At 52.1% G+C, this 24,536-nt stretch carries 28 protein-coding genes, 1 pseudogene and 1 riboswitch; of the genes and pseudogenes, 14 read left to right on the forward strand and 15 right to left on the reverse strand.

Features of this window, described 5'->3' with window-relative positions; translation table 11 throughout:
• Positions 1-28 precede the first annotated feature (28 nt).
• Positions 29-571 carry a DUF1697 domain-containing protein gene (locus DEALK_RS01160; protein WP_058437943.1) on the forward strand — a complete coding sequence of 181 codons (543 nt, stop codon included), beginning with the start codon at positions 29-31 and terminating at the stop codon, positions 569-571.
• A 243-nt stretch (positions 572-814) separates the two neighbouring features.
• Here the strand turns inward: DEALK_RS01160 and DEALK_RS01165 are convergent, their stop codons facing one another.
• A complete protein-coding gene (locus DEALK_RS01165) occupies positions 815-2,926 on the reverse strand; it encodes a glutamine synthetase III family protein (protein ID WP_058437945.1) in 2,112 nt (703 codons plus the stop codon).
• 261 nt (positions 2,927-3,187) lie between these two features.
• On the opposite strand from DEALK_RS01165, the gene DEALK_RS01170 reads away from it, so the two are divergent.
• The gene (locus DEALK_RS01170) at positions 3,188-3,964 is read left to right on the forward strand and encodes a hypothetical protein (RefSeq protein WP_058437947.1); all 777 of its coding nucleotides are present in this window, start codon (positions 3,188-3,190) and stop codon (positions 3,962-3,964) included.
• A 443-nt stretch (positions 3,965-4,407) separates the two neighbouring features.
• Here the strand turns inward: DEALK_RS01170 and DEALK_RS01175 are convergent, their stop codons facing one another.
• Both DEALK_RS01175 and DEALK_RS01180 read right to left on the reverse strand, forming a co-directional pair.
• Positions 4,408-5,469 carry a radical SAM protein gene (locus DEALK_RS01175; protein WP_186007566.1) on the reverse strand — a complete coding sequence of 354 codons (1,062 nt, stop codon included), beginning with the start codon at positions 5,467-5,469 and terminating at the stop codon, positions 4,408-4,410.
• 343 nt (positions 5,470-5,812) lie between these two features.
• Complete coding sequence (locus tag DEALK_RS01180; protein ID WP_058437951.1) at positions 5,813-6,532, reverse strand: LuxR C-terminal-related transcriptional regulator; 720 nt, start codon at positions 6,530-6,532, stop codon at positions 5,813-5,815.
• Positions 6,533-6,830: 298 nt separating this feature from the next.
• Between DEALK_RS01180 and DEALK_RS01185 the strand changes: the two genes are divergently transcribed.
• The 6 genes from DEALK_RS01185 (at position 6,831) to DEALK_RS01190 (ending at position 8,772) form a co-directional block, all read left to right on the forward strand.
• Positions 6,831-7,016 (forward strand): YegP family protein, encoded by a 186-nt coding sequence (locus tag DEALK_RS01185; protein ID WP_058437953.1) that lies wholly within the window; start codon positions 6,831-6,833, stop codon positions 7,014-7,016.
• Positions 7,017-7,095: 79 nt separating this feature from the next.
• A complete protein-coding gene (locus DEALK_RS10050; protein WP_165802770.1) occupies positions 7,096-7,269 on the forward strand; it encodes a DUF5670 family protein in 174 nt (57 codons plus the stop codon).
• Positions 7,270-7,470: 201 nt separating this feature from the next.
• Positions 7,471-7,671, forward strand: coding sequence for a helix-turn-helix domain-containing protein (locus DEALK_RS09715; protein ID WP_240608300.1), 201 nt, complete (start codon positions 7,471-7,473; stop codon positions 7,669-7,671).
• Complete coding sequence (locus DEALK_RS10055; protein ID WP_165802771.1) at positions 7,668-7,817, forward strand: hypothetical protein; 150 nt, start codon at positions 7,668-7,670, stop codon at positions 7,815-7,817. The genes DEALK_RS09715 and DEALK_RS10055 overlap by 4 nt, the downstream gene beginning before the upstream one ends.
• Positions 7,818-7,849: 32 nt before the next feature.
• Positions 7,850-7,996, forward strand: a complete 147-nt coding sequence (locus DEALK_RS09895; RefSeq protein WP_116633000.1) for a lmo0937 family membrane protein — start codon at positions 7,850-7,852, stop codon at positions 7,994-7,996.
• Positions 7,997-8,058: 62 nt separating this feature from the next.
• Positions 8,059-8,772: a DUF502 domain-containing protein gene (locus DEALK_RS01190; protein ID WP_058437955.1), complete on the forward strand. Its 714-nt coding sequence runs from the start codon at positions 8,059-8,061 to the stop codon at positions 8,770-8,772.
• 26 nt (positions 8,773-8,798) lie between these two features.
• Here DEALK_RS01190 and DEALK_RS01195 read toward each other — a convergent pair whose 3' ends face one another.
• Entirely contained in the window at positions 8,799-9,713 is a 915-nt protein-coding gene (locus tag DEALK_RS01195; RefSeq protein WP_058437957.1) for a cation diffusion facilitator family transporter, read from the reverse strand.
• 91 nt (positions 9,714-9,804) lie between these two features.
• Here DEALK_RS01195 and DEALK_RS01200 point away from each other — a divergent pair, with 91 nt between their 5' ends.
• Positions 9,805-10,452 carry a Crp/Fnr family transcriptional regulator gene (locus tag DEALK_RS01200; protein ID WP_058437959.1) on the forward strand — a complete coding sequence of 216 codons (648 nt, stop codon included), beginning with the start codon at positions 9,805-9,807 and terminating at the stop codon, positions 10,450-10,452.
• Here DEALK_RS01200 and DEALK_RS01205 read toward each other — a convergent pair.
• Both DEALK_RS01205 and DEALK_RS01210 read right to left on the reverse strand, forming a co-directional pair.
• Positions 10,427-10,801, reverse strand: coding sequence for a hypothetical protein (locus tag DEALK_RS01205; protein ID WP_058437961.1), 375 nt, complete (start codon positions 10,799-10,801; stop codon positions 10,427-10,429). The two genes, DEALK_RS01200 and DEALK_RS01205, sit on opposite strands and share 26 nt — an antisense overlap.
• Before the next feature lie 218 nt (positions 10,802-11,019).
• Positions 11,020-11,991 carry a patatin-like phospholipase family protein gene (locus tag DEALK_RS01210; RefSeq protein WP_144437056.1) on the reverse strand — a complete coding sequence of 324 codons (972 nt, stop codon included), beginning with the start codon at positions 11,989-11,991 and terminating at the stop codon, positions 11,020-11,022.
• Between the two features lie 80 nt (positions 11,992-12,071).
• Here DEALK_RS01210 and DEALK_RS01215 point away from each other — a divergent pair, with 80 nt between their 5' ends.
• The 3 genes from DEALK_RS01215 (at position 12,072) to DEALK_RS01225 (ending at position 14,159) form a co-directional block, all read left to right on the forward strand.
• The gene (locus DEALK_RS01215) at positions 12,072-12,620 is read left to right on the forward strand and encodes an HdeD family acid-resistance protein (protein WP_058437964.1); all 549 of its coding nucleotides are present in this window, start codon (positions 12,072-12,074) and stop codon (positions 12,618-12,620) included.
• 115 nt (positions 12,621-12,735) lie between these two features.
• Positions 12,736-13,368, forward strand: a complete 633-nt coding sequence (locus tag DEALK_RS01220) for a sll1863 family stress response protein (protein ID WP_058437966.1) — start codon at positions 12,736-12,738, stop codon at positions 13,366-13,368.
• Positions 13,369-13,517: 149 nt separating this feature from the next.
• Positions 13,518-14,159 carry a mechanosensitive ion channel family protein gene (locus DEALK_RS01225; RefSeq protein ID WP_058437968.1) on the forward strand — a complete coding sequence of 214 codons (642 nt, stop codon included), beginning with the start codon at positions 13,518-13,520 and terminating at the stop codon, positions 14,157-14,159.
• A 125-nt stretch (positions 14,160-14,284) separates the two neighbouring features.
• On the opposite strand, the gene DEALK_RS01230 is transcribed toward DEALK_RS01225, so the two are convergent.
• The 3 genes from DEALK_RS01230 to DEALK_RS01240 form a co-directional block, all read right to left on the reverse strand.
• On the reverse strand, positions 14,285-14,830 hold the full coding sequence (locus tag DEALK_RS01230; protein WP_058437970.1) for a hypothetical protein: 546 nt from the start codon (positions 14,828-14,830) through the stop codon (positions 14,285-14,287).
• Positions 14,830-15,156 (reverse strand): hypothetical protein, encoded by a 327-nt coding sequence (locus DEALK_RS01235; protein ID WP_058437971.1) that lies wholly within the window; start codon positions 15,154-15,156, stop codon positions 14,830-14,832. The genes DEALK_RS01230 and DEALK_RS01235 overlap by 1 nt, the downstream gene beginning before the upstream one ends.
• Before the next feature lie 61 nt (positions 15,157-15,217).
• The gene (locus tag DEALK_RS01240; protein ID WP_165802774.1) at positions 15,218-16,084 is read right to left on the reverse strand and encodes a prenyltransferase/squalene oxidase repeat-containing protein; all 867 of its coding nucleotides are present in this window, start codon (positions 16,082-16,084) and stop codon (positions 15,218-15,220) included.
• 205 nt (positions 16,085-16,289) lie between these two features.
• Positions 16,290-16,366, forward strand: a riboswitch (Fluoride riboswitch).
• A gap of 64 nt (positions 16,367-16,430) precedes the next feature.
• Between DEALK_RS01240 and DEALK_RS01245 the strand changes: the two genes are divergently transcribed.
• Complete coding sequence (locus DEALK_RS01245) at positions 16,431-17,600, forward strand: cation:proton antiporter (RefSeq protein WP_058437975.1); 1,170 nt, start codon at positions 16,431-16,433, stop codon at positions 17,598-17,600.
• Positions 17,601-17,611: 11 nt separating this feature from the next.
• Here the strand turns inward: DEALK_RS01245 and DEALK_RS01250 are convergent, their stop codons facing one another.
• Positions 17,612-17,953, reverse strand: a complete 342-nt coding sequence (locus DEALK_RS01250) for a DUF190 domain-containing protein (RefSeq protein ID WP_058437977.1) — start codon at positions 17,951-17,953, stop codon at positions 17,612-17,614.
• A gap of 336 nt (positions 17,954-18,289) precedes the next feature.
• Positions 18,290-19,546 carry an exonuclease domain-containing protein gene (locus tag DEALK_RS01255; protein ID WP_058437979.1) on the reverse strand — a complete coding sequence of 419 codons (1,257 nt, stop codon included), beginning with the start codon at positions 19,544-19,546 and terminating at the stop codon, positions 18,290-18,292.
• A gap of 132 nt (positions 19,547-19,678) precedes the next feature.
• On the opposite strand from DEALK_RS01255, the pseudogene DEALK_RS01265 reads away from it, so the two are divergent.
• Positions 19,679-20,768 (forward strand): annotated as a pseudogene (locus tag DEALK_RS01265) (IS3 family transposase).
• A gap of 12 nt (positions 20,769-20,780) precedes the next feature.
• Here the strand turns inward: DEALK_RS01265 and DEALK_RS10405 are convergent.
• The 4 genes from DEALK_RS10405 to DEALK_RS01280 all read right to left on the reverse strand — a co-directional run.
• Positions 20,781-21,062: a lamin tail domain-containing protein gene (locus DEALK_RS10405; RefSeq protein ID WP_083496302.1), complete on the reverse strand. Its 282-nt coding sequence runs from the start codon at positions 21,060-21,062 to the stop codon at positions 20,781-20,783.
• Complete coding sequence (locus DEALK_RS01270) at positions 21,007-21,321, reverse strand: hypothetical protein (protein ID WP_058437982.1); 315 nt, start codon at positions 21,319-21,321, stop codon at positions 21,007-21,009. Before DEALK_RS01270 ends, DEALK_RS10405 begins: the two co-directional genes overlap by 56 nt.
• A gap of 260 nt (positions 21,322-21,581) precedes the next feature.
• A complete protein-coding gene (locus DEALK_RS01275; protein ID WP_144437057.1) occupies positions 21,582-23,297 on the reverse strand; it encodes a hypothetical protein in 1,716 nt (571 codons plus the stop codon).
• Between the two features lie 163 nt (positions 23,298-23,460).
• On the reverse strand, positions 23,461-24,536 hold a 1,076-nt coding region (locus DEALK_RS01280), incomplete at its 5' end, for a YDG domain-containing protein (RefSeq protein WP_186007567.1).

Consider the following 24,536-nt stretch of genomic DNA (forward strand, 5'->3'; position numbering starts at 1 on the left):
TATCAGGAGTGAGTGGTTAGGTTTCACAATGAGGTATGTTGCACTGCTCCGCGGCATCAACGTCGGCGGTAAAAATATCGTACCTATGGCCGGACTGAGAACAAGCCTGGAAGAAATGGGATTTTCTAACGTTTCTACCTACATTGCCAGCGGTAATGTGATTCTTGAGTCCGACAAATCTGCGGATGAAATAAAAGTTCAGCTTGAAAAAGCGCTGCCCAAACGATTCGAACTCGATGGCGACCTCATCAAAGTCCTGGTATTGACCCGAACCCAACTTCAGGCCATCGTTGATAATAAACCTGAAGGCTTCGGTGAACAGCCCGAGAAATACCACAGCGATGCTCTCTTTTTGATGGGCATCGATTCGGCTTCGGTTATACCCCTGCTCAATCCTCGAGAGGGTGTCGACATGGTCTGGCCGGGTGATGGCGTGATCTACTCCCAGCGCCTGAGCTCTCAACGTACGAAAAGCCGGCTTAATGCCATCATGGCGTTACCGGCATACAAATCCATGACCATCCGGAACTGGAACACCACGACGAAGTTGCTCGAATTACTCAACAGGTAAAAGCCAACGGGTATGGCGCCGGGACAGGTTCGCGTCTCCTTAAAAGCTTCGACAGAAACCTGTTCAACCGTCTCAGCAGCTCAAGCTCAGCGGGCGAAATCCGTCTGATATTCATGCTGTCAATTTTACTGGCTGGCTGCCTGATTGCCCGTATTAGACAGGCGGTAGTAAAGAAGAAACGTCTAAGCGGCGGAATTAGAAATGCCTGCCGGGCGGAGCGACCGCCCGGCAGGCATTAAGATGTTAGAGATTGAAGAGCAGTTTTGCGTAAGTGGGCATCGGCCAGAAGTCCGCGTCCACCATTGTCTCCAGGAAATCGGCGTCCTTGCGCAGTTCGCCCATGGCCTTGAACACCAGGTCGCGGTAAGCCTCAGCCTGAGCCAGGGTGTCGCCGTGAAGTCCGGCGGCCGTCTTCAGCGCCTCCTCAAGTTTGGAAAGGTTGGTGCTGAACGACCGGAGAGTCTGGCTCACCTGGACGAACAGGGCGTTTTCGACCTCGGCGTTGCCTTCGATGGCGGTTACGGCGCTGATCGAAGCCGCCAGTTCCGCCCGGAAAGCGATAACCGCCGGCAGTATCTGTCGCTTGGCCATCTCCACCATCGTCTGGCCTTCGATGTTGATCGTCTTGATGTAGATTTCATACTGAATTTCGGTGCGCGACTCCAGTTCCACGCGCGACAGAACGCCGTGCTTCTCCATCAGGGCGATGTTTTTGTCGGCGCGGATGGCGGCGATGGCGTCCACAGTGTTGGCGATATTGGGCAAGCCGCGCTGCTTGGCCTCGGTCACCCACTCCGTCGCGTAGTTATTGCCGTTGAAGATAATCCGCTTGTGCTTGCGGACCACGTCCAGGATGATCTGGGCGCTTTCCTTTTTAGCGTCGGCGGCCTTTTCCAGCCGGTCGGCGAACTGGCTGAGGCTCTCGGCGACGATGGTGTTAAGAACAAAGTTTGCCTGGGCAATCGACTGCATGGAACCGACCATGCGGAACTCGAACTTGTTGCCGGTAAAGGCGAATGGCGAGGTGCGGTTGCGATCGGTGGTGTCTTTGGCCAGGGCCGGCAACGACGTCGCGCCCAGATGCATCATGCCGCCGGCCTTGCTCCGCTTGGCGCCGCCGGCCTCGATCTGGGCCAGGATGTCGGTCAATTGAGCGCCGAGGAACATGGAGATGATGGCCGGTGGGGCTTCGTTAGCACCGAGCCGGTGGTCGTTGCCCGGGCTGGCGGCCGCTACCCGCAGCAGGTCAGCGTAGTCGTCGACAGCCTGGATGACGGCGGAGAGGAAGACCAGGAACTGCAGGTTTTCATGCGGGTCCTTGCCGGGTTCCAGCAGGTTTTGGCCGTCGTTGGTGGACATGGACCAGTTGTTGTGCTTGCCGCTGCCGTTAATGCCGGCAAACGGTTTCTCATGGAGCAGGCAAACCAGCCCGTGCCGCAAGGCGACCTTCTTCATAGTCTCCATGGTGAGCTGGTTGTGATCGGTGGCGATGTTGGTGGTTGAAAAGATCGGCGCCAGTTCGTGCTGGGCCGGCGCTACCTCGTTGTGCTTGGTCTTGGCGGCGACGCCCAGTTTCCACAACTCGGTGTCCAGATCCGACATGAAGGCCGAAATCCGGTCCTTGAGCTGCCCGAAGTAGTGGTCTTCCAGTTCCTGCCCCTTGGGCGGCTTGGCGCCGAACAAGGTGCGGCCGGTCAGGATCAGGTCCTCGCGCTGGTCGAACAGCTTTTTATCGATTAGGAAGTATTCCTGCTCCGGGCCGACGGTGGTGGTGACCCGTTTGGTGGTGGTGTTGCCCAGCGCCCGCAGCACCCGCAGCGCCTGGCGGCTGAGGGCGTCCATGGAACGCAGCAGCGGCGTCTTTTTATCCAGCGCCTCCCCGGTATACGAAGCAAAAGCGGTGGGAATGTACAGAGTGCCGTCCTTGACGAAGGCTGGAGAGGTGTAGTCCCAGGCGGTGTAGCCGCGGGCTTCGAAGGTGGCTCGCAGTCCTCCGGAAGGGAAGGACGAAGCGTCAGGTTCACCCTTAACCAGTTCTTTGCCGGAAAACTCCAGGATGACCCGGCCGTCGGCGGTGGGCGAAATAAACGAGTCATGCTTTTCGGCGGTGATGCTGGTCAGCGGCTGGAACCAGTGGGTGAAATGGGTGGCGCCCTTACCGATAGCCCAGTCTTTCATTACCGAAGCGACTACCTCCGCCACCTGGCCGTCCAGGGGCAAGCCTTCTTCGATAGTCTGCCTGAAAGACTTATAGATTTCTTTCGGCAGTGTCCGGCGCATCACCGTGTCGTTGAACACGTTGCTGCCGTAAATATCTGCCAGCGGGACGATTTCCTGACACTCCGAAGGGCACATTGCTGACTCTCCTTTAACCATCATTTATTTCCGGGATTGCCGCGGTGAACGTCTTGTAAAAACAGTTTATTATTTTAGCGCATTGGCAGACAGAAGCCCAGCCGGATCATTGGCTTTGAGGCCGGAACCGGGCTGTGGTCTAAAATATTTAGACCGGTAGACACGCGCAAATCTAAATAATTGTGGTATCCGGAGGATTTGTCTGGTATATTCTGGGCGGGTATTAGATATATTCCGGGAATACTCCGTGAGGTTAATGAAATGGAAAATTTGAGAGAAGATATAGACTCCGTGGGGAACCTCACCTCAGTGATCGACCGGATGAGCCAGAACCTGAGCCGGTTCATCGAAGATGAAGGCGGGCGCATCCGCCAGAAAGTCAGCGATGAGACCGCGCCCATTATCGCCCGGGCCAGGCACGAGTACCAGCAGATGATGTTCCATTTTCTGGCGGAACAGGCCGAATCCGTCCGCCAGGAAGCCGCCGTCGCCTCGGTGGATATCGTGGCTAAAGCGATGGAAGAAAAGGAGCGTATTCTCAGCCAGGCGCGCGAGCAAGCCCAGGTGCAAATCGAGTCGATAATCGCCGAACGCCGGGAAAAAATAGACAGGGACATCGCGGCGTATGCCTCAGTCTCAAAGCAGAACGCGGATTTCGCGGCGGAAGAGTATCTCAAGATCGCCAGGGAGAAGGCTGACCGGGAAGCCGTCCGGATCATCGCCGAGAGTCAGGACAGGGCTGAGAACCTCATAATCGAATCCCACGAGCGGGCAAAGAGGCAGGCGGCCGAAGTTGCCAAGGCCGAGGTGAAGCGTATCTTCGAAGACGCCCGGCGGGAAGCCGCCGGTATTGTTGAGGAAGCCCGGCGGAAAGCCGAAGAAGAGTCCCGCGCCCGTCTTGAAAAAGCCAGCCGGGAAGCAAAACTGATGGCCGAAAAGGTCGCCGCCGAGGCGATGAGGGACGCCATGTCCCGGCTCGGCGCCAGGCTCAAGGAATCCTTCAACAACACCATCGCTGACACCGAAGCCGAACGTTGAAGAGCCAGACTCAGCGGATGGTTCGTTTTACCGTCTGACGATGTGCGATCGCCGAAGCGGTTTCAATGTCGTGTCGCATATTAATCAGCCATTCGGATGCGTCGGCTGACAGGTCTGGTCCCGCAGGGATTTCTGGTACGCTTTCCACCCCGGACACCATGTCGTGTGCCATCTCCAGATTCGGCTCATCAGGGATTGGGGATTTGCCTCGGCCTTCTTTCGCATGGCACATTCAGCGCAGTTGCTTGTCGTCATCTTAAAGCCCCTTTCCCATTACCGTGTGAAGAATCGTCTGCAGCATTAATCTATCCCCGTTGTAGCGCTGACGAAACAGCCGTTTGAACGGTTTTTTACTGGCATATTGACCAGTAAGAACCCGTTTGAGTCCGGACAAATGCCCAACGCTATTGTATTCAGGTGCGCCGGCTGTTTGTTGAGGCACTCTATCGATGCGCCAGGTTCAAATCGCGCCCGATGCGATGGTGAATTTCCGCCAGGCTCAGATCAGGGCAATCGAAGTGCGTCTGGATGGTTCTGACCAGCACGGCGTTGCGGGTACACTCATGGACAAAAGGCCGATACGAAGCCAGATAGGGCGCCACAAGGTTGTCAAACGCCGCCTGTTTCCGGGCGGGGCTTGTGAAACAGCGGCCGGTGGTGTTACCGGGGAAATCATTGATCAGGTCGGTAAAGGCATTTTCGGTGATATCACCAACGTTTGCCGAGCCGACCGCGTACATGCACGTCCTGACTTTGCCATCAGGGCTGACATGTAAAAATGCCGGGTGATAAAAGCCTTTATCCCGGCAATCGGCTTTGTTGGACTGCCAGGCGTAGGCGGCGTTGTCCCCGGTGCACCCGCCGATGTCGGCCATTTCAGCGCTGACCGGCACCAGGTAGTTTAAAAAGAAGCCGGCAGCCTTGTGGAGTTCGTTGATGATGCCCCCAATTTTGGCAGGGTCAACGCCAGTGAAGATGATCTGATAGCCAATCCGCGCGATTTCGCACAGCTTTATTGCCGCAACCAGGTTGTCGAAAAGATCGGAATTCGACATACGTTCATCGTAGCTGAAGGCGAATTGACCTAATCCGATCGATTTGAGGTGGCGCACCAGGTCGAGAGGAGATTCAAACCGCCGCCCCGGGAGTTCGAGCCCGGATTTCCGGGACCACCAGCTGTTGGTGTTCAACCTATAGGGTATCCCCAACGACCCGGTATATTCGGCAATCTCGAAGAAATCGTTCCGGTGACCCAGCACTTCGCCGCCGGTGAAATTGACGCCTGAGGTACATAATCCGCTAAGGTAAACTTGAAATACCGCGTCTTTGACCGCCTGCGTGGATAGGTGCCCTCTGGTGAAACGGCGGATGCCCTGCTGCAGGCAGTGAGCGCAGTTCAAATTGCAGTCGTAGGTGAGTTCGAAATTGACGCCGGTGACCGCCAGAAGGGAGCAGCGGCTGCGGCCGGGCATCGGGAGTAACGAGATAAATCCGTATTTCAGCAATATGGGGACGAACTCCGCCATTTCCGGGACAGAAAGGCTAACGCCGGAGCTGTCGACTTTTCGCAGAAACTGGCTGATCCGGCTGGCGCTTGCACCAAAAAGGCGCCTCAATCTGTCATCCAGAAGAGACCGGCGGATCAGGTTCTTGAGAATGTGGGTCGGGTAAGCACGCCCAGCATGCAGATGATCTAATTCGGTCTGCCCAGACGCGGATGTCCGGTCTGCTGGAGTGGATGGTTCCCCACAGTGTTTCACCAACGTCAATATCCGATAATGTTAGTCTTTCGACCTGTAATCGCAAGCCGGTTACAGCCGGACAAATAAAACAGCCGGCTCCCGTCACCTATTGGATACTGTTCGTTACCGGATTCCCTATTATGCCAGCCTGAGCGGCGATGATGGCGGCGTGGGTACGACTGCGGGCCTGCAACTTGTCGATTACGTTCCGTACGTGTTTTTTAGTCGTGTCCGGGGCGATTCCCAGAGTTGATGCAATTGTTATGTTGGAGTCGCCGTTTCCCATGAGACGAAGCACGTCAACCTCTCTTTCAGTGAGATGAGCCGCCTCGGTTGTTCGTTCGGCCAAGGTTTTCCGGCCGTTTTGAAGCAAATTCTCAACCGCGGAACGCAACAGTGCCGTTGTCATCTGGGTGCTGCCTTCAACCACCCGGAGAATATTCTGTATAAGAGCCGCCGGTGACATATCGTGCAGGAAGATATATCCGCCCGCGCCGGCATGTATCGCGTCAATTACATAGGAATCGTTGGGGTTCTCCGTCAATACCAGGACTGCCACTTCCGGAAACTCATCTTTAATCTGCCTTGTAATCTGGACGCCGTCCAACTTGGTGTTCCGGGTTTCAGTCAATACAACACTGACAGGCTGTTCGCTGCCCTGGGCGCGTTTTATTAATTGCATCGCCCGGTGTTCGTCCGAAGCATCGCCGATCACTTTAATCCTGTCATCTTTTATGAGAATGGCTTGCAGACCTTCCCGGACAACCGGGTTGAAACCAATCAACAGAACCCCCAGCGTATCCATTTCACGTTGTTTGGCGGCCATTTCCAGCACCTCTGCATCTAACTTGAAGCAACCTTGTAATGTTTCTTTTATACCACTATCAGGTACTATTAATCCACCTAACGCGGCTTTGTCAGGGGTATTCAATATCCCCCTATTGGGAGGGGGCGCTGAGGTACGCCCGCCAGCACTTAGATGCCTGCCTTACAACCGCTGGAAAGGGTTGCGCGCTCCAACACAGGGTGTATAGTTTGATAGGTTGGGGAACTGTCCCCATTACGCCCGGATCCCCTCCAAAGGAATACCGGGGGAAAAAGTTTTGTGAAAGAGGAGGAATGCCATGGCGGCTAAGTTCGTAATCTATAAGGACAAATCAGGGGAGTTTCGCTGGAAGTTGGTCCACACCAACGGGCAGGTCATAGCGAATTCGGGAGAGGGTTACAAGGCTAAAGTGAACGCAACCAACGGCATGAAATCAGTCGTTGAGAACGCGCCGATTGCGACCGTTGAAGACCTGGCAACTTAGATCAATTACTCATGATCCAAAAACCAGGTATGTTTCTTCCCAGGGAAAAATAACACCATATGAAGGAGCGATAATCTGAATGGACCTCCTATTAATCATCGTGATTATTCTGGTTATATTATGGTTCACCGGCTGGCGCACCAGTTGGGGAAAAGGACTGTTTTCCGATCAAAAGCTGGTACACATCCTGCTGGTACTGGCAGTGATAATCCTGGTGATCTGGCTGCTGCAAGCGGTGCTTCACCTTTTCTAATCAACATAAATCCAGTGAAAGCCAAATTATGGTTAGTCTAATTCTAATTATAATGATTGTAACCGCTGCCGTATCAGCGGCTCCCAAAATTGGCGAGCGGAACCAGGGGGCTTAGTGTTGGCGTATATCGCACAAAAGCAAATTTTGCTGGTGAATCCTCAGGAACCGCCTGATGTCCTCTGCTTTGCAACCATGATAGGGATGAAGGAGGCCTGTGAAATTCTCAATATTTCCATTAACACTTTGAGGCGTTGGTGCTATTCAGGCTTGATAAAATCATGGCGGATATCGGCACGGGGAGATCTGAGAGTGACGAAACAGGATGTTTTACTCCTAACAGCAGAAATAAGGCGAAACGGTTTTAGCAACATACACAGAAATGGAATGGAGATGCGTACATGAATACCGGGGAACAAGGACCGAATCCAAATGCTAAAGCCTATGAACATGCCAGTGACCATGCCAGATTTAAAAGACCAGAAGTGGCAAAGGAAAAAATAAAACCGAATAAAAACAGTAAAAACCAAAAACATGGGAAGCAAAAATAACTGTTTTGAAATAAATAAAGAAGGAAGACGTGATGTTACTACTAATTGCTATTATTCTCGTGATTCTATGGGCACTTGGGCTGTTCGCCTTCAGTCTGGGCGGACTTGTACATATCGCCCTGGTTCTGGCGGTAATTCTGATCATCGTCTGGCTGCTTAAAAAGATCGTCAGGATTTAACCCCGGGAACAGTCGCCCGCAATACCAAACTTGAATCACAACAAGCTACCAAAGGAAACAGTATGGGAAAATCTTCAACGATAACAGAAAAGTCAAAACACAGCCATTCCACTTTCATACTTTACGGCGTAGTGTTTTGGGTACCTGTGGCTCTTGTTTTTTATGTCATATTCTTCTTGTTTAGCAATGCCGAAAAGATCGGCAGAGGGATTCTCGGTCTTGTCGTTCCGGATAACTGGCTATTCTTCGGCCTTGGAGCTATTTTTTGTCTGGCAATTATTTATTGCACCGGTCTTGTCCTAAAACTCACCAAACTCGGGAAAGTACTGTCAAAAATCCCGTTTATCGGACTGTTTTTCGGGCAGGGTGAGATTATGACCATCGGTCGCCTGGCCAATATGCAACCCTGCCTCTTCCTGTACTCTCCCACCTGCCTTTCATATGGCTGGATCCTCTCAGAGGAAAAAGTCAAGATGAGCCGGCAGAAGGCGCTGTTCCCAATCATCAATATCTATTATCCCAACGTGCCCACTCTAATCACCGGGCAGGTCTATGCGGCCAGAAAAGATACCGTTATGAAACTGGCAAATTCCTCAAGAGAGGTTATCGACTTGCTGCTCTATGCTTTCCGCAGTCCCGCAGCGTTGGAATATATCCCGTGGGAAGACGAATCGCAAGACAATTTTCAGGAACGCTCCAAGTATTTCGGCCTTAAGCTTGATACCGGCAAAAACCCTGAGTTAGACGCCACCGACATGGGCACTTCTCCTCCATAAGGCTGGCGACCTGTACCGATCTGGTTTCACCCAGGCAGTGGCCTGACCGGGAGTGATTCTGTCTCTATATACACTCGCGTTGCCTCTGGATACTCGCCCCGAATATCACTTTCGATGCGACGGATTGCCTCGTAAGTTTGTTCGGCAGTAACGCCGTTCTTGAAGTTAACGCCGAGATTGATGAGAAGAGCCTCAGGGCCGACGTACATTGTAAGGATATCCGTTGCTTTGTTTACTGCCGGATCAGACTCCACGCGCTTGCGAATGTCAGCCAGTGTCTGTGCGTCGACACCTTCCCCGAGCAATAAACCCTTGGTTTCAAAACCAAGGATAAAAGCTACCGCCATCAACAACAGGCCGATCATGATTGATGCTACGCCGTCAAGGTAAGGATTATCTAACAGATGACCGAAGAATACACCCAAAAAAGCGAACAGCAGGCCGATCAAGGCTGCGGTATCCTCCAGGACGACGGTGTACGTGCTCGGATCCTTTGTCGATTTGATATAATCCCAGCCGCCTGCTTTACCTTTGACTTTACGAAACTCTTTAATAGCCACCGATAACGACCATGCCTCGATAATTGTTGCGATCCCAAGAACAATATAGTTCGCCGCCGGATTACCTAACACAGTCTCAGGCGCCACATGCCGGATGTGGGAAATTCCTTCATACAACGACATACCGCCGCCGATCCCAAAGATAGACACCGCCACCACCAGCGTCCAGAAGTAGAGAGCTTTGCCATGACCGAAAGGGTGGTCGGCGTCGGCAGGCCGGGACGACTCTTTCAAGCCGTGCAGTAATAATCCGCCATTGCCGGTGTCAACTAAGGAATGGATGCCTTCGGAGATCATTGCCGAAGAGCCTGTGATCGCCGCCGCGGCAAATTTAATTACGGCAATAGCAAGATTGGCGATAACCGCCGCGATGATTGCCATCTTGGACCCTCGATGACTGCTTTTCAACGATTTCTCCTTAATCAGGGTGTCACAAATTGTAAACTTCGGTCTCAGGGCGTAATATTTCTTTGTGAACGTTCAGGCTGCCGAAAAACTCAAGGCCTTTTTTTCTCAACATCGTTATCTGCAATATAACAAAGGCGAACTCTTGTTAAGGGCAGAAGATGACCCTTCCGGCGTCTACTACCTGCATGAAGGAGTCGTTGACCAGTACGTCATCTCCGAAAAAGGCGATGAATTCATCGTCGCCTTCTATGAACCCGTCGCCGTATTTCCCCTTGCCTGGGCAATCAACGGCTCTCCTAACATATTCTTCTATGAAGCGCTTACCGCCTCCGGCCTTTTTCGGGCGCCTAAAGCTGAATTCTTAAAATTCATCGAGAATGAACCTCAGGTGATCCTCGCGCTCCTAAGGATGGAAATAAGCCATACCGATGAATTACTCTCCCGAACGGTTTACCTCACGGAAGGGAGCGTGCACTCAAAACTAATCACCGTGCTTTTAACAGGCGTTAAGCGGTTTGGTAAAAAAACAGGTGCGAATTCGGCCACCCTCGAATTTAAAATTACTGAGACAAAACTCGCCTCGACTATCGGTACCACTCCTGAGACAATAAGCCGGGAGTTGAAGCTGCTCAAAGAATCGGGATTAATCCAATTCAATAAGAATATTCTGACGATCAACGATATCGCTAAGTTGGAGAAAGAACGCTCGTAAAGTTCTTTGTGATGGTTTCCTCGACTGGAACCATTGGTTTCGTTTCAAGATCCTCCGGCCACCCTTCTGGCAGTAAAAAACCCTGCCACAGGCCTTCACCCACCAGCAGTTCAAGATGCAGTTGGCTCGCCAAGCCCGGTTCGTCTTGAACCCGATATATCCTGTATTTCCCGGCGGCGAGAGTGCACAGTGTCTTGACCGGCTGCTTGGGAGCCAGCCGTATTTTGATGCCTCCAGCCGTCTCCCAGATATAGACTCTTCTCTCGTCATCCAGGGCGAGTATCAGAAATTTCGAGGCGTCATCCATCTCCTCGAGATGATAGAGACCTTTGTTAACCAACTGAATCATATGAGGCATGTTACACCATTCGGCCGCTGGCAACCTTGATCCAAATCAAGACTCTGCCTTGATTCTTATCAATGCCCCCAGGGAAGAGTGAGTCTGTCCCGGAACCAATGCATCGACCGTTGTCGAGTGACCTGACCCGTAGAGGCGGCCATAAAAACGTGCCGCCTGGTCGAGTCCATTTATAAACAATCACTCTCGATGCAAAGTACATGAGAAGTTCAATTTGCCGCCAGGCTCAGAATCTGTTTCATTGAATTGCGGGCGGCTCTCTCGCCTTCCAAAATGCACTCATCAACACGATGGAAATCCGCCCACCCGATATGATCAACATTCGGTTCGATCACGATATCCGCAACCGGAAGGCAGTTTTTCGATGCCTGAAAGCCAATCAGGTTCATTGTCTGAAATGCTATGTCAAAGAGGTTGGGCCCTTTTGAACCATCCCTCCGGTTTCCCCAATCGACATCTTCTTGTCCTTTTGATGAGACGGAAACTCCAATGACAACATCTGCGCCCAAATCCCGCAGGATCCTGGCCGGGATGGGGGACACGAGCCCTCCATCCACAAGGTACCTGTTGGCTTTTTTGACCGGCGGCAGCAGTATCGGTATTGAGCAACTCGCCATCACCCCTCGCCAGACTTCGCCCTGATCAATGACGATCTCGCGGCCGTCACCGATATCAGTGGCCAGACATACAAAAGGAATCTCTAAAGACGAGAAGTCAACTTCGCCTATTATCACCCTCAGCGCCTCTGCAATTTTTTGCCCGCGGATCAGGCTGGACCGCGGTACTGAAGGTTCGACGAAAAGTGACAGTCTTTTTTGCCCAAATCCGCGGGCGATTTCTTTCATTCGTTCGGAACCAACGCCCTGAGCGTACACCGCACCGATTAACGCTCCCATGCTTGTCCCGGCTATCAGATCCGGCTGAATGCCTTGTTTCTCCAGCTCGGCCAATACCCCGATATGAGCGAGGCCTTTGGCGGCGCCACTTCCGAGGGCGAGGCCGATTTTTTTCTTTTTAGAACCTTTAGCTTCTGCCATTTCACCAGACTCCAACCATCGGTAATATAACCTCACCACTGGTAGGCGGCTGCCGCTTCTTATGGAATGAAAATTCCAAATATCAATTCTTTCTTTTATATAAATGAATAGTAACTTCCGCCGCCAGCGGCAACCTTGATCCAAATCAAGTTTTCGCCTTGATGTTTGTCAAAGCCTTTCTTGGAGAACGAGCCTATGATTAAGAAAAAACAAGGAGGGAACAAATGTTAAGTTCACTGTCTCGCAACTGGTGGCTCCTGGCGCTACGGGGTATCGCCGCAATCATCTTTGGGGTTCTAGCGCTTGTCTGGCCTTCACTAACGGTATTGAGCCTGGTGGTGCTCTTTGGGGCACTGGCTTTCGTGGAGGGGGTTTTCTCGATAACCACGGCCATCGCCGTACATAAGAAAAACGAGTATTGGTGGGCTATCCTGCTCGCCGGCGTGGCCGGGATCATCATCGGGTTGATTACCTTTTTCTGGCCTGATGTGACCGCATTAGCTCTGCTGTACCTGATCGCCTCCTGGGCGCTGATCACCGGCGGCTTTGAAATCGCGGCTGCGATAAAGCTGAGGAAACTCATTAATAATGAATGGGTGATGATCCTTGGCGGCCTTTTATCGATCCTCGTCGGCGTTCTGCTGGTGGTCTTCCCCGGCGCGGGAGCACTGAGCGTGATTTGGCTGATCGGGTCGTTCGCCATCGCGTTTGGAATTCTGCAAATTGTTCTGGCTTTCAAGGTGAAGAGCCTTGCCCCTCAGACGCATGACTAAAGCCTTTATGGTTAGAAGAAAAACAGATCAAGAAAAATCAAACCAAGATGGGTAAATTGCCTGGGGATATAGCATCCCAGCAACACAGAAAATAATAAAAATGAGGAGAATGAATATGGACACCCACACTAAAATGGAAGCCGAACTTGAGGTAGTGCTGCGCTACTGGGCCAAGGCGCTGGACGAGATCGAAGCCGAAGAAGCCGCCGAAGAAAAGGCCCTTCAAGCTGAAATGGCCGCGGCAAAAGCGGAGATTGAAATGAGCGTTCAGGAGAAAGCAGCCGAAATACAGGCCAAATATGATACCGCTTTCGATAGGCTCACCAACACCCTGGATGAGCAAAACGAAAAACTGGTTAATGCCCTGGAGCGCCTGGATGTCGATCTCGCCGAAGCTGAAGGTCAAGTAAAAGCAGACTTGAAAGCGAAGCAAGCGGCGCTGCGATCGGATCTCTCCAAGCTGCGGAAGAATATGCAGACAGGTTTTGAAACACAGCTTGAACACCTTGAAAAGCGGATAAACGAACTTGAGAAAATGGATCAGGCGGCGGACGCGAAGGTGAGAGCTTGGATTAACAGCCGTGTAACGGAACTACGCCAGGGAGTTGAGGAAGCAAAGCAGGATGCGCAACGCCTGAAGGAGATAGATCAAGCCACGTGGAAAGAACACAAGGTCAAGGTTGAACGGGCGATGGCAGAGCTGAAAAAAGGCTACCAGAAGGCAGTCGCAGAGTTAAAAGACACCTGATTGAGGCGGACTTTAGAACTGAAAAGGAAGGCAGCTTTGAACCGGAGTTCAAAGCTGCCTTCCCGGTCTGCTGAGAGGTAGACGCCCGAGGTCTTGCTCTAACGCGCATTAGGAACCGAAGGTACTTTCACGGAAAGAAGGCAAATAGGATGATGGAAGAAAACGGAACTGCCTCTCAGACAGTGCTAAACTCGAATAAGGGACACATCACCGTCTGGTTATTAGGGACGATCGTCATGATTGGGGCAATCATGATAACCCTGGAGATTAGCCAGAGAAATATCAGTACTTTTATTTCCACCCAGGAAAAATACATTATTGCTTTAGAGGCTACGGTCCTGGTCGCTTTTCTAGTAGAGCTGCTGGCCAGGCTTACCGTACTCGGATCGCGTTTACCTAGGATGATCCAGCACACAGCTCGCCTGAGGCTTGTGGTTCGAATCGTCGGGTATTCTACGGGTTCGTTATTCGTGCTGTCGATACTTGCATCAAATCCAACGCTTGGCATCAGTATCGCAGCAATAGCAGGCGTGGCCGTGGCATTCGCCACCCAGAACATCGTGGCCAGCATTTCGGCGGCTCTGATACTCACCAACACCCATATCGTGAGAATAGGTGAGGAGATTTCAGTTAATGATATCCAGGGTACAGTCGAGGACATCGGAGTGACTCATACTGTGCTCTTAGCCGATGATGGGGTGGTTTTCGTGCCGAATTCCGTGTTAATTTCAAGCCCGGTGCGTCGTAAAAAAAGAATGACTGAGAGCGGCGGCAAAGCTGATGAATGGTGATTCAAAAACTCACCAGGTTCGTCAGAGCGAGCTGGAAAGTTCTGTCTGTCGGGCATTTTGGTGAGCCACATCGTACGACAGACAGTACTCCTATCTTTGAGATAAAGGTCGATGCACTGGAATGATTAGCTATTAGTAAGAGTGGACGAAGGTTCCGTCGGATGATCATCTCCAAATACGTAGCGCTTAAAGAGCATATCTATAAACTCCCGGTCCCATTTGTCCCATTCATCCTCTGTGATAATTCCAGACATCCCTCGATCCCTCAGCAACTGTTTGAGCTTTCTGTTTTCCTCCAAGGACGCCGACAACCCTAGGGTCATTGCGTTCAGGTCATGGTACCATTGAGACAGTTGAAATCTCATCCCGGCGTATTTTGACAAGTCCAAGTCTTCCCGGTTCTTTTCAAGCTTCGCCCGGTTCTTGCCCGACAAGCCATAACGGATGAGTTGAGCTATGCCTTTGTTTTCCTGCCCGTAGGCGAGATATCCCTTCTGTTCCAAGAAAGTGAAAAGTTCTTTCCTGAATGATGGCGACAAGACTAGCCTAATAACCGTATTCTCGAACCTTTTCTCAGTATCGGTGATCCGCACCGCTTCGAAAGCAACATCTTGGCCTGTCTCCGGTTGTGCTATGCCACCCCGCTTGAATAGCTTGAAAATATCCAGCATCAGCCTTCCATTTCAGCGTTCTTAAGTATCTCTCTGAACCGCAGGTTCTGAGTTTCCAGGTCCCGCATTTTCTCGATGTCCTGCCGATACTCTTCAATTAGACCGGAAATGTATTCGAAATCCTCTCGTGAGTCGTCCAAAACATACAGCCAGTAATCGGCCATACCCCGCCTCAATGCTCGAACCAACTCTTCTTCCCTCGACACTCCTTCCAGCCGGGCGCGATGTTCAAGCGTTTGGTAGATTTCATTCTCCAGGGTCAGGCTGACGGTTTGAATCGTTGCTAACGCCTTTTTCGAGCAGTTCTTCTTGAATAACCCGAACATGTACCAAGATATCCTTCAAAATTTACTCTGTAAACTTTACCTATCCGAAAAATGTATTTTGTTACAGCTTCTCCGAGTCTATTTTCAATGTTCCTCGGGCTTGGCATCCTGCAAGTTTCAGGATAGAAAGAGCATAAAAGGTATACTCGAGGGTTGGAATGCCAATTGCAGTCGCCCGCGCAAAACCGCCGCCGCGGCGGCGGCATCGCCTGACGAACTCCGTAGCGCCGGACCGATCGGCCAGACTCCCGCCCAGGTTGTCCAGCGCCGTGGCGAGCCAGTACAAGTCTTCGATATATTGATATTCTCGGTTTGTCTCTTTTCTTCTAAGATAAGCAATTGTTGAATAGCGGTCAATTAATTCAAAGCCGCCCAGGCATGCGATTGAGGTGGCGAAGAATGTTGAGGCTAAGTTGGATCTCCCCCTCCCACCGTAACCACCATCCCCGTTATGCCAATTTTCAACGAAACATCCAACCTCACCTGCATCGATGCGATTGGCCCCAATGGTATGCAACACCTTCATGGCGCGATACGTGCCTTGAAGTTCCGAGGGGATGGCGACGTCCAGGTGTTCGAATGCTCCATAACCACCGAATTGGTTCTTAAATGCCGTTACCGCTCGGCGGATGCGATATTTAAGTTCATCGGTCAAACATCCAAGTTTGTCCAGCGTCTCGGCTGCGACAAAAAGACCGCCCAGATGCACCGGCTCATCCTTCAACAAACCATTGTGAACAAAGGCTTCGACCTCAGCCAGAATAACGGGTTTAAGCCCAAGCAGAGAGAGCCCCATCACCGCAAAATAGGTATCCAAACCGCTGGAGGGCGGCACCCTGGCAAAAAAGTACCCCCCGTCAACCAGACGGCAGGATTCGATGTACTGGACAGCGCCCTCAAGGAGGTTTTCGATGACATCTTCTCGCATTTGGGACGGAGTCCGCTTCGCAATCATCTCTCAAACAAAAAGCCTCTACAGCGACGCTGTAGAGGCTATCATCCCAAAGGGCATTTCGGGGCGTTCCCCTGGTGAGCTTCATCACCAAACTCATTGTATCAGATATGGATGAAGACGATAAAGACTTCGCACTGAAGGACAATCGTTGACGGACCAAATTGGCAGTGTTATATTGTCGTAAAGCGGCGATGAAGCTCGCCAAGGAATTTTCACCTGAACCGCTTGCTTAAGGCTGATAGCTTCTACCGGTATCTGTCGGTAGGGGCTTTTTTTATCGCCTCCCATCACAGATACCCGAGCAACGGGAGGTATTGGTATGACCGATAATCTTATCCCCTTGGCGATGGGTATCATCGTACTGGCGGCCAGCCTAATCTCCCTGAAATTTGGCTTATCCGTCGCCATCATCGAAATCATCTTGGGCTCTCTAGCCGGGACATTAGGCATGCACACCCAGGATTGGATGGTTTACCTGGCAAGTTTTGGTGGCATTACCCTGACCTACCTGGCCGGGACCGAGATAGACATCGAGCTCATGAGAGAGAAATTCAAGGAGAGCTTCCTGATCGGATTCTGTTCCTTCCTTCTGCCATTTGTCGCTGTTGCCGGTTATACCTACTATTTTGCTCATTGGAGCGCTCAGGCATCGTTGTTGGCGGGCACCGCCCTTTCGACGACCTCCCTTGCCGTCGTCTACTCGGTTCTGGTCGAGACAGGCCTGGCTCGCACCAAGATCGGTAAACTCCTGATGTCATCGACCTTCATCACTGACATGGGCACCGCCCTAGCCCTAAGTATCATTTTTATCAAACCTACGGCGTTTACCGTGGTTTTTATTATCGTTTCAATCGTCGTCATAATCATCGCCACCAAGTTCTCCCACCTGGTCTTCGATAATGCTAGATTCAAAAACAAGGTCGTTGAGCCGGAGATCAAGTACGTTTTTTTCTTGCTTCTGGTCTTCATGTACTTCGCCAATCTGGGCGAAGGGCATGCCGTTCTGCCTGCTTTCGTTCTCGGGCTGCTCATGTCACCCCATTTCAAAGAGACTGTTGAAACCAAGTCCGTCCGAAATAAACTGCGCACCGTCGCCTATGCCATAATCACACCCACCTTTTTTATCGTCGGTGGACTCAGCATATCATTCCCGCTGATCTTTTCTGCGCTGGGCCTGTTTATTGTGCTGTTTCTGATCAAAATCGCCAGTAAATTCGCCGGCGTCTTTTTCCTGGCTAGGAAATTCATCCCCCAGGGCGCAATGTACACGACTCTACTTATGAGCACCGGACTCACTTTCGGCACCATCGCCAGCGTCTTCGGGCTTACCTCCGGCATCATCGACCGGGTCCAATATTCGTTACTGGTTGGCGTGGTCGTGGCCAGCGCGGTCATACCTACGTTTATCGCGCAGAAGTGGTTCGCTCCGGTACATTCGGAGGATGTGGTGGAGTTGAATGGTTATGGGACAGAAAAAGCCGGAAAATGATATCGAAGGAATCAGGGATTTTTAATGGTGCGGTACCAAATGACCCTGGCCTTTTCCACCGTGATTAACCCTCGGGGAAAGGCGTCATCCAACGTTGTTATGAACGCTTCGATTTTTGAAGGGTCGTCAACAATTTCAATGACGACTGGTAAATCACTTGAAAGACGTAGGAGATGGGCAGTGTGAATGCGGGAACCGACACCAAAGCCAGCCACACCCCGAAACATCGTCGCTCCAGCCAGCCCTCTCTTTTTGGCTTCGCGGATGATCCATTCGCCCAGCGGTAAGCCTTGATGCTTGTCCGCTTCTCCAGCGAAAATTCGAAGCAGTTGGCCTTCCTTAGGGAGAGTCATCTCTAATTCACTTGATTCAAGTCACTCCCGGTAAATGCATAAAGAGCATACTGCAACGGATTTAATCAATCAAGCAAATGTATTCCGTATAACAGAGGTGGTTTTTCGTACCGAATTCCGCTTTGATTTCAAGCCCGGTGCGTCGCGAAAAAAGACTGAGAGCCGCGATCAAGCTGATGAATGGTGATTCAAAAGTTCACCCGATTCGTCAGAGTGAACTGAAAAGTTCTGTCTACCGAACATTATGGTGGGCGCTGCCAATCAAAAGACAGAACCGTCAGCCATGTGTTTAAACTAAATTAAGTTTGGCCCGCTGCCGACGATATTGCAGTATTGCTATTGAACCTCTAATCCTAAGGCTCTCCACAACACGGGTTCGTGGATAATTCTAATTCCATATTGACGAGCTTTACTTGCTTTACCGGATTGAGTTAAGGGATCCGCCACAATAAGAATGTCCAGCTTTTTAGTTACTGATTCATGAATCGTCATACCATGTGCAGCTGCCAAATCTTGTGCCATCTCTCGGGTTATCACGTGACCGTTGAGCCGACCCAGACACTCTCCGGTAAAACATACACTCTTCCCGTCGAATGTATTCACCGAAGAGAAATCCTTTGAGCTTGAGGTGTGACCTTTCAAAATCGAACGCTCTTTGATTGCTCGAGTCATTATCGAGTTAAAAGTCTCGGAGTCGACACCGAGCAATCTAGCAACCAGCCTTAGATCACGATTTTCTTGTTCAGATACCCCGCCTTCAAGAGCAGCAGTCATGAGTCTCAAGAGGTAGGCATTGTGCGCTCGTGAAATGGCCGATGAGGAAAGTCCCCACCGTTCGGCGACATCGATTAAAGATGCTCCTTCTTGAGCATCAATATGGCGATCTTCAATAACTCGGTCAAGTAAATCCGTGTAATCTGAAATCGCCGATCCTTCAATATCGGCTGGTAATTCGGGCTGTACCCTTGCCAGAAGTTTTTCAATATAGTCCGCAGGCTTACTTTGCAACTGTCTGGAAGCATCTCGTGTTAACATCTCTACTGAAGACTTAGGCACTTTAGGCCATTTTATAGGCGGCATCCGTGATAATTCCGCTCGTTTCCGAGGCGCGTCCTCAAGCAACACAGATAAAAGTCTGGCTGTGGCTCTTGCATCGTGCAAGGCTGAATGTTTTTGGGTTTCGGGAGCAATTCCATAACACTGGCAATTGCTACTAAGACTTCCACCACCGGAAAGTTTCATGGTACACAATGATGGTCCATCGGGGAAACCTGCTCCGAGACGTTTGAACTCGACGTCAAGGAAAGATTGGTCGAACCGAATGTTGTGACCAGCAAATGCCACGCAACCGTCAAGTGTTTCTAAAAACACCCCGGCAATATCACCAAACTTAGGTGCATCAAGGATGTCCTCGGAATTGAGTCCGTGAATATAAGTCGGTCCGATGTCTCGCCCAGGGTTCACCAGTGTGATAAATTCCCGAACCAATTCTCCTTCGAGACTCGTGACAACGGCAGCGATTTCAACGATTCGATCGGACCTGTACGGATTGAGCCCTGTGGTTTCAACATCGATGACTGCTATGTTCGTCACGAACTCCTCCTAGTCACCAAGTTGAATTTATTTTAACACAGTGGGGAATTGCGGGTTTGACCTTACCCCCGAAAACAGCTAAACCCTGACTTAGAATCCTCCGACGTAATAAAATAACGAAGGAGGATTAAAGTGAAAGCAAAACAGTACACCGAGGAACAGATCATCGCCGTCCTGAAAGAAGGCGAAGCCGGCGCCAAGCTCGCCGATCTCTGCCGCAAATACGGCATGAGCAGCGCTACCTACTACAACTGGAAATCAAAATACGCCGGGCTGTCCGTCAGCGAGCTCAGGCGATTGAAGGCCCTCGAAGAAGAAAACCGGCGCCTCAAACAGATCGTAGCCGACCAGGCGCTCGATAATCGGGCCCTGAAGGAACTACTCTCAAAAAACTTCTAAAGCCCAAGGTGAAGCGTTTGGCGGTCTCTCACATCACAGAGAGAGCCTTGGGCTGAGCGAGAGAAGAGCCTGTCTCTTAGTCGATATTTCGTCGTCGGTCTATCGGTACCAGCCGAAGCCGGATAATGATGACCAGGTACGGAAACGGCTAAGGGAACTGGCGGAGCAGCGGAAACGCTTCGGCAGTCCTCGGCTGCATATCATGCTCAAGAGGGAAGGTATGGTGATCAATCACAAGCGCACTGAAAGGTTATACCAGGAAGAAGGTTTGGCGCTCCGAAGGAAACGGAGAAGGAAAGGTGCAGCCGGCGCCAGAATAACGCTACCGGTGCCGCAACGGGTAAACGAGAGATGGTCCATGGATTTCGTAACTGACAGCATCGTCACAGGGCGCCGTTTCCGTGCGCTGACAATCGTCGATGATTTCTCAAGAGAATGCCCAAATATCGAGGTGGACACATCCCTGGGTGGCCGCCGGGTGGTCGGCACTCTCGAAAAATTGGCGGAGATCCGTGGCTTGCCGGAGGTGATCACCATCGATAACGGACCTGAGTTCGCCGGCAAGGCTTTGGACGAATGGGCTTATCGCCGCGGGGTGAAATTGAATTTCATCAGACCCGGCAAACCGATCGAGAATGCCTATGCAGAAAGCTTCAATGGTCGATTTAGAGACGAATGCCTGAATACAAATTGGTTTCTGAGTCTGAAGCATGCCCGAGAAATCATCGAAGATTGGAGGAGGGATTATAACGAAGTAAGACCACACAGCTCATTGAAAGGAATTACCCCGCAAGAGTATGCTGAAACGGCCGTGGGATTCTAACCCAGGGTGCAGCTAATGACGGGGGAAGGTCAAAGCCACCATACTCGGATGAACTTGATCAGTATAAACTCTGATTCTTTGATTCGGTTGTAGTGTATATGACGGGAAAGTGAATGATGGATAACCATCTGAGATATCCTTGAGAACCCACCAATTCAAGTTAACTGCTTGATTTCCTAGGTTAGATATCTCGATGAATATGGAGTCCAGAGGGAGTTTGTTTGTGTCAGATTTAACGTCAACTTCGATCTGTGATTTGCCAACGAAGTGAAAACATGCTGACAGAAGAAGGATGGATGGAGCTGGCCAATACCATCAATGTAACCATTAAATTCTTCGCCATGTTTATTGCTCCGATCGTTGAAGCTAAGGCACCGATTGCACGTTCATTACCAATGTTTGCAAGCGATTCATAGCCGGGATTGACATCTATAATTCTATAATCTGTGGCAGTGCCCGTTTCGTCATAGATCAGTTCGTGCAAGGCGACCCCTTCGCCCATGCGCGAAAACAACAATTCGAAATCTTCGTGGTTATATCTATTCATATTCATTTTTTAACATTCCGATCCAAATGTTGATGTTCGCGAAACATGGCATCATTTAATCCGCCTTGATGGAGTGTCTTCGCCCGGAGGAGTCAAGTTAAATTGTCGGGACCGCAAAGTATCGCAGCCAAATCAGGTTGAATTGGAGCCTGGGTCATGGGGGCGGGGGCAGCGTACTGAATGTTTCATACCCGTTGATCTTGGAAGATGAGGGGGGGCTTCGATATCGAAGCCCCCCCTTCGTTTATTTGTTCGTGTATGTTATTTTATTTTTTTTGCGATCTCGCAAAAAGGATGATCCCGAGTAGCAAGGCGGCGCCGACGAAGAACATCGGAATTAACCAATTAGGTTTCGTCTGGTCGGGCGGCTGTGTCGTTGGAGCCGTAGTGGTTGCCGGAGGCGGAACGGTGGTCGTTGGCGGAGGCGTGGTCGTTGCCGTCGAGGGCACCGTTGTCGTGGGCGGGAGTGTGGTCGTCGGCGGAACGGTAGTCGCCGGGACGGTCTGCGCGAAGAGACCGAAGGTCGTGAAGTGAGTTATCGCGGCTGTGACCGTTTTGGCCGTAGCGTCGACGGTGCTGGTCAACTGAACCCAGGCCGTGCCGTTCCACCAGGCGATGTACAGGCTGCTTTCGGATACACCGCCGGAAAGGTCCGCGCTGGTGTAGTTGAAGATCACCGAGATCGCCGGGTTGAAGGTAACGCCGCTCGGGCCGAGCTCGAAGCATTTGATGAGTTTCTGCCCGGAGGGAACTGCAGGAGGAGCATCGATAGTATTCGATGAAACGTACGGTTGAGCGGCGCCTGCGGCGTTCCAGATGAAGACGCCAACAGGGATGGACAGGGTCAGCTTACCGTCCGGCGTACTGATCGCCCCGGCAGTGACCGACTTGCCGTTGCCGTCCATCCAGGGAGAGTTGCCGGACAGGTTGATGCCGATGAGTTGGTTGCCGAAGCCACCACCACCCCCTCCGCCTCCCGAAGGATTGTTGATGGTGAAGGTCTGCGGGACATCCGGCGCAGCATTGTAGTTAGCGTTTCCGGCCTGTTGGACGGTGATGGTACCGCTGCCTGCGCCGGTGATGTGCACGGTGTTGCCAGAGACAGTACAGTTGCCCGAGGCGATGAAGGTGACAGCCAGGCCGGAGGAGGCGGTGGCACTGACGGTGAAGTCGGCGTCGCCGTAGGTCTTGGTCGCCAGGGCGCCGAAGGTGATCGTCTGGTTGGCCTTATCGATCACGAAATTGCCGGCGGAGACACCGGTCAGGCTGTTGTAGTTAGTGCTGTCGTTGGGCACGAAGTCGGCGGTGACGGCATAGGTGCCGGCGTTGGTCTGATTGGCTGCGCCGCCGGTCTGGACGTTAGCGACAGTGCCCGGGGTAGAACTGGCGGTGACGCCTACAGTGGCTGAATGTGTCGCGCCATCATAAGTCACCGGGGAGTTACTCACGCCGAGCGTGGCCGTGGGTGTGGCCTTGTTGATGGTGAAGGTCTGCGGGACATCCGGCGCAGCATTGTAGTTGGCGTTGCCGGCCTGGTGGGCGGTGATGATGCCGCTGCCGGCGCCGGTGATATGGACGGTGTTGCCGGTAACGGTGCAGTTGCCCGAGGCGGTGAAGGTGACGGCCAGGCCGGACGATGCAGTGGCACTGACGGTGAAGTCGGCGTCGCCGTAGGTCTTGGTCGCCAGGGCGCCGAAGGTGATCGTCTGGTCAAGCTTCGGTATCGAGAGGTTCAGTTGGGCTACTACGCCATTCTGGAAAGTCGTCGTGGTGGCGAGTACACCGGCAACATAGATGCTGACAGTGTCTCCGGCCACGCCGCCTTCTTTGGCAGGAGTATCGGGATCATCAGCGGGCACCTGGAACACCGGGCTGTAGCCGTAACGACCTTGAGAATCGATAGCAGTCGAGGAATAGGTCACCCCGCCGATCTTGGCGATCACGGCGAGTCCGGCGGGTCCAGGTCCAGTGCCGACAGTCACATTGCCGTACAACTGGTAAGGTATCTGGGGGAACAGCGAAGACCGAAATTGCCGAAAGCGCGATAAGGGACAGACCGAGCAGGAGCCCGAAGGCTCCTGCTCTTTTTAACTTTTTCAGCTCCATCCAATCTACCCCCTAGTTATTTTTCTGGCACGAACGCCCTTACGGGTAGATCGTCCCCGCGCCGGTAACAGCTATCCAGTAGCCGGCTCCCGGGGTCAGATTGTCTGTGGTCCGGACGATTATGTAGTTGGTGCCATCGAATCGATAAATCCTGGTATAGCCTCCGGTGATTCCGGCAAGGTACTCAGAAGCAGTCATGGAAGCGGTTGACTTGAAGCCGATGAGGTTCCAGCCAACAACCACATTGTACGTTGGTGGAGTGGCCGGAGGCGCCGGGAGATCGCTGCCAGTAATGGTCAAGGTTGCGGACATTGCCATGTTGACCCAGTAGCCCTTGCCGTCCGTCATGGTGGTCAGGGTGTCAGGTGCGCCGGCGGGGCCATCGTAGGACAACCAGGTAGACGTAGAAGCGTCGTAGTACCAGACCGAGATGACGTTAGCAGAAATGCCGGTCAGTACAGAACCGATGGTTGGGTCTGTCGGGATTTGGGTCAAGGAAACGAGGTTCCAGCCAGCCGTCAGGTTGATGGTGGTGACCGGGGTGGGGGGTACTGAGACAGCGGCGATGGTGAACACCGCATCGCTGGTGTCGGCACCCAGATTGCCGGCCGCGTCAGTGGCCGTCAATCTTACCAGGCAGGTCGTGCTGGCAGTTGCAGGAACAGTCCAGGAGAACGCTCCGTCATTGATTCCGTCGAAGCCAGCTACGCTGGCCCAAGTGGTGCCACCGTTGGTGGAATATTGTAGGGTCAGGACCAAGCTAGCGGCAGGCGTCAGGTTGTCGGTCGCTGACCAGGTAATGACGGTGGCCGTGCCGACGGTGAAGGTTTGACCGCCATTGGGGCTGTTTAGTGTCACTGTCGGCGGCGTCATCTCACCGAAAATGCTGGCGGTGGTGGTTGGTTGAGTCAGTGAGTAGTTGCCGGCGTCGGTGCCACCGATGGTCAGACCGCTAACGGTAACGGTGATGTTGTTGCTGATGTTCTTGGTGGCGAAAGTGCCAACCGCGGCATTTGTGTTCAAGGTGACGGTGTCACCGAGAAGTTTACCGACCAAGGCAGCGTTGTTAACATTAAGGGTCGCGGCCGTGGTCCCGTCGTAGACTTTGTCCTGGG

Source organism: Dehalogenimonas alkenigignens (assembly GCF_001466665.1).
In the GTDB taxonomy this organism is placed as follows: domain Bacteria; phylum Chloroflexota; class Dehalococcoidia; order Dehalococcoidales; family Dehalococcoidaceae; genus Dehalogenimonas; species Dehalogenimonas alkenigignens.

Coding starts and splice junctions, on each gene's coding strand:
- DEALK_RS01160 (WP_058437943.1), top strand. CDS start 29: ATGAGGTATGTTGCACTGCTCCGCGGCATCAACGTCGGCGGTAAAAAT.
- DEALK_RS01165 (WP_058437945.1), bottom strand. CDS start 2,926: ATGTGCCCTTCGGAGTGTCAGGAAATCGTCCCGCTGGCAGATATTTAC.
- DEALK_RS01170 (WP_058437947.1), top strand. CDS start 3,188: ATGGAAAATTTGAGAGAAGATATAGACTCCGTGGGGAACCTCACCTCA.
- DEALK_RS01180 (WP_058437951.1), bottom strand. CDS start 6,532: ATGGCCGCCAAACAACGTGAAATGGATACGCTGGGGGTTCTGTTGATT.
- DEALK_RS01185 (WP_058437953.1), top strand. CDS start 6,831: ATGGCGGCTAAGTTCGTAATCTATAAGGACAAATCAGGGGAGTTTCGC.
- DEALK_RS10050 (WP_165802770.1), top strand. CDS start 7,096: ATGGACCTCCTATTAATCATCGTGATTATTCTGGTTATATTATGGTTC.
- DEALK_RS09715 (WP_240608300.1), top strand. CDS start 7,471: ATGAAGGAGGCCTGTGAAATTCTCAATATTTCCATTAACACTTTGAGG.
- DEALK_RS10055 (WP_165802771.1), top strand. CDS start 7,668: ATGAATACCGGGGAACAAGGACCGAATCCAAATGCTAAAGCCTATGAA.
- DEALK_RS09895 (WP_116633000.1), top strand. CDS start 7,850: ATGTTACTACTAATTGCTATTATTCTCGTGATTCTATGGGCACTTGGG.
- DEALK_RS01190 (WP_058437955.1), top strand. CDS start 8,059: ATGGGAAAATCTTCAACGATAACAGAAAAGTCAAAACACAGCCATTCC.
- DEALK_RS01195 (WP_058437957.1), bottom strand. CDS start 9,713: ATGGCAATCATCGCGGCGGTTATCGCCAATCTTGCTATTGCCGTAATT.
- DEALK_RS01205 (WP_058437961.1), bottom strand. CDS start 10,801: ATGATTCAGTTGGTTAACAAAGGTCTCTATCATCTCGAGGAGATGGAT.
- DEALK_RS01215 (WP_058437964.1), top strand. CDS start 12,072: ATGTTAAGTTCACTGTCTCGCAACTGGTGGCTCCTGGCGCTACGGGGT.
- DEALK_RS01220 (WP_058437966.1), top strand. CDS start 12,736: ATGGACACCCACACTAAAATGGAAGCCGAACTTGAGGTAGTGCTGCGC.
- DEALK_RS01225 (WP_058437968.1), top strand. CDS start 13,518: ATGATGGAAGAAAACGGAACTGCCTCTCAGACAGTGCTAAACTCGAAT.
- DEALK_RS01230 (WP_058437970.1), bottom strand. CDS start 14,830: ATGCTGGATATTTTCAAGCTATTCAAGCGGGGTGGCATAGCACAACCG.
- DEALK_RS01235 (WP_058437971.1), bottom strand. CDS start 15,156: ATGTTCGGGTTATTCAAGAAGAACTGCTCGAAAAAGGCGTTAGCAACG.
- DEALK_RS01240 (WP_165802774.1), bottom strand. CDS start 16,084: ATGCGAGAAGATGTCATCGAAAACCTCCTTGAGGGCGCTGTCCAGTAC.
- DEALK_RS01245 (WP_058437975.1), top strand. CDS start 16,431: ATGACCGATAATCTTATCCCCTTGGCGATGGGTATCATCGTACTGGCG.
- DEALK_RS01250 (WP_058437977.1), bottom strand. CDS start 17,953: ATGACTCTCCCTAAGGAAGGCCAACTGCTTCGAATTTTCGCTGGAGAA.
- DEALK_RS01270 (WP_058437982.1), bottom strand. CDS start 21,321: ATGAATATGAATAGATATAACCACGAAGATTTCGAATTGTTGTTTTCG.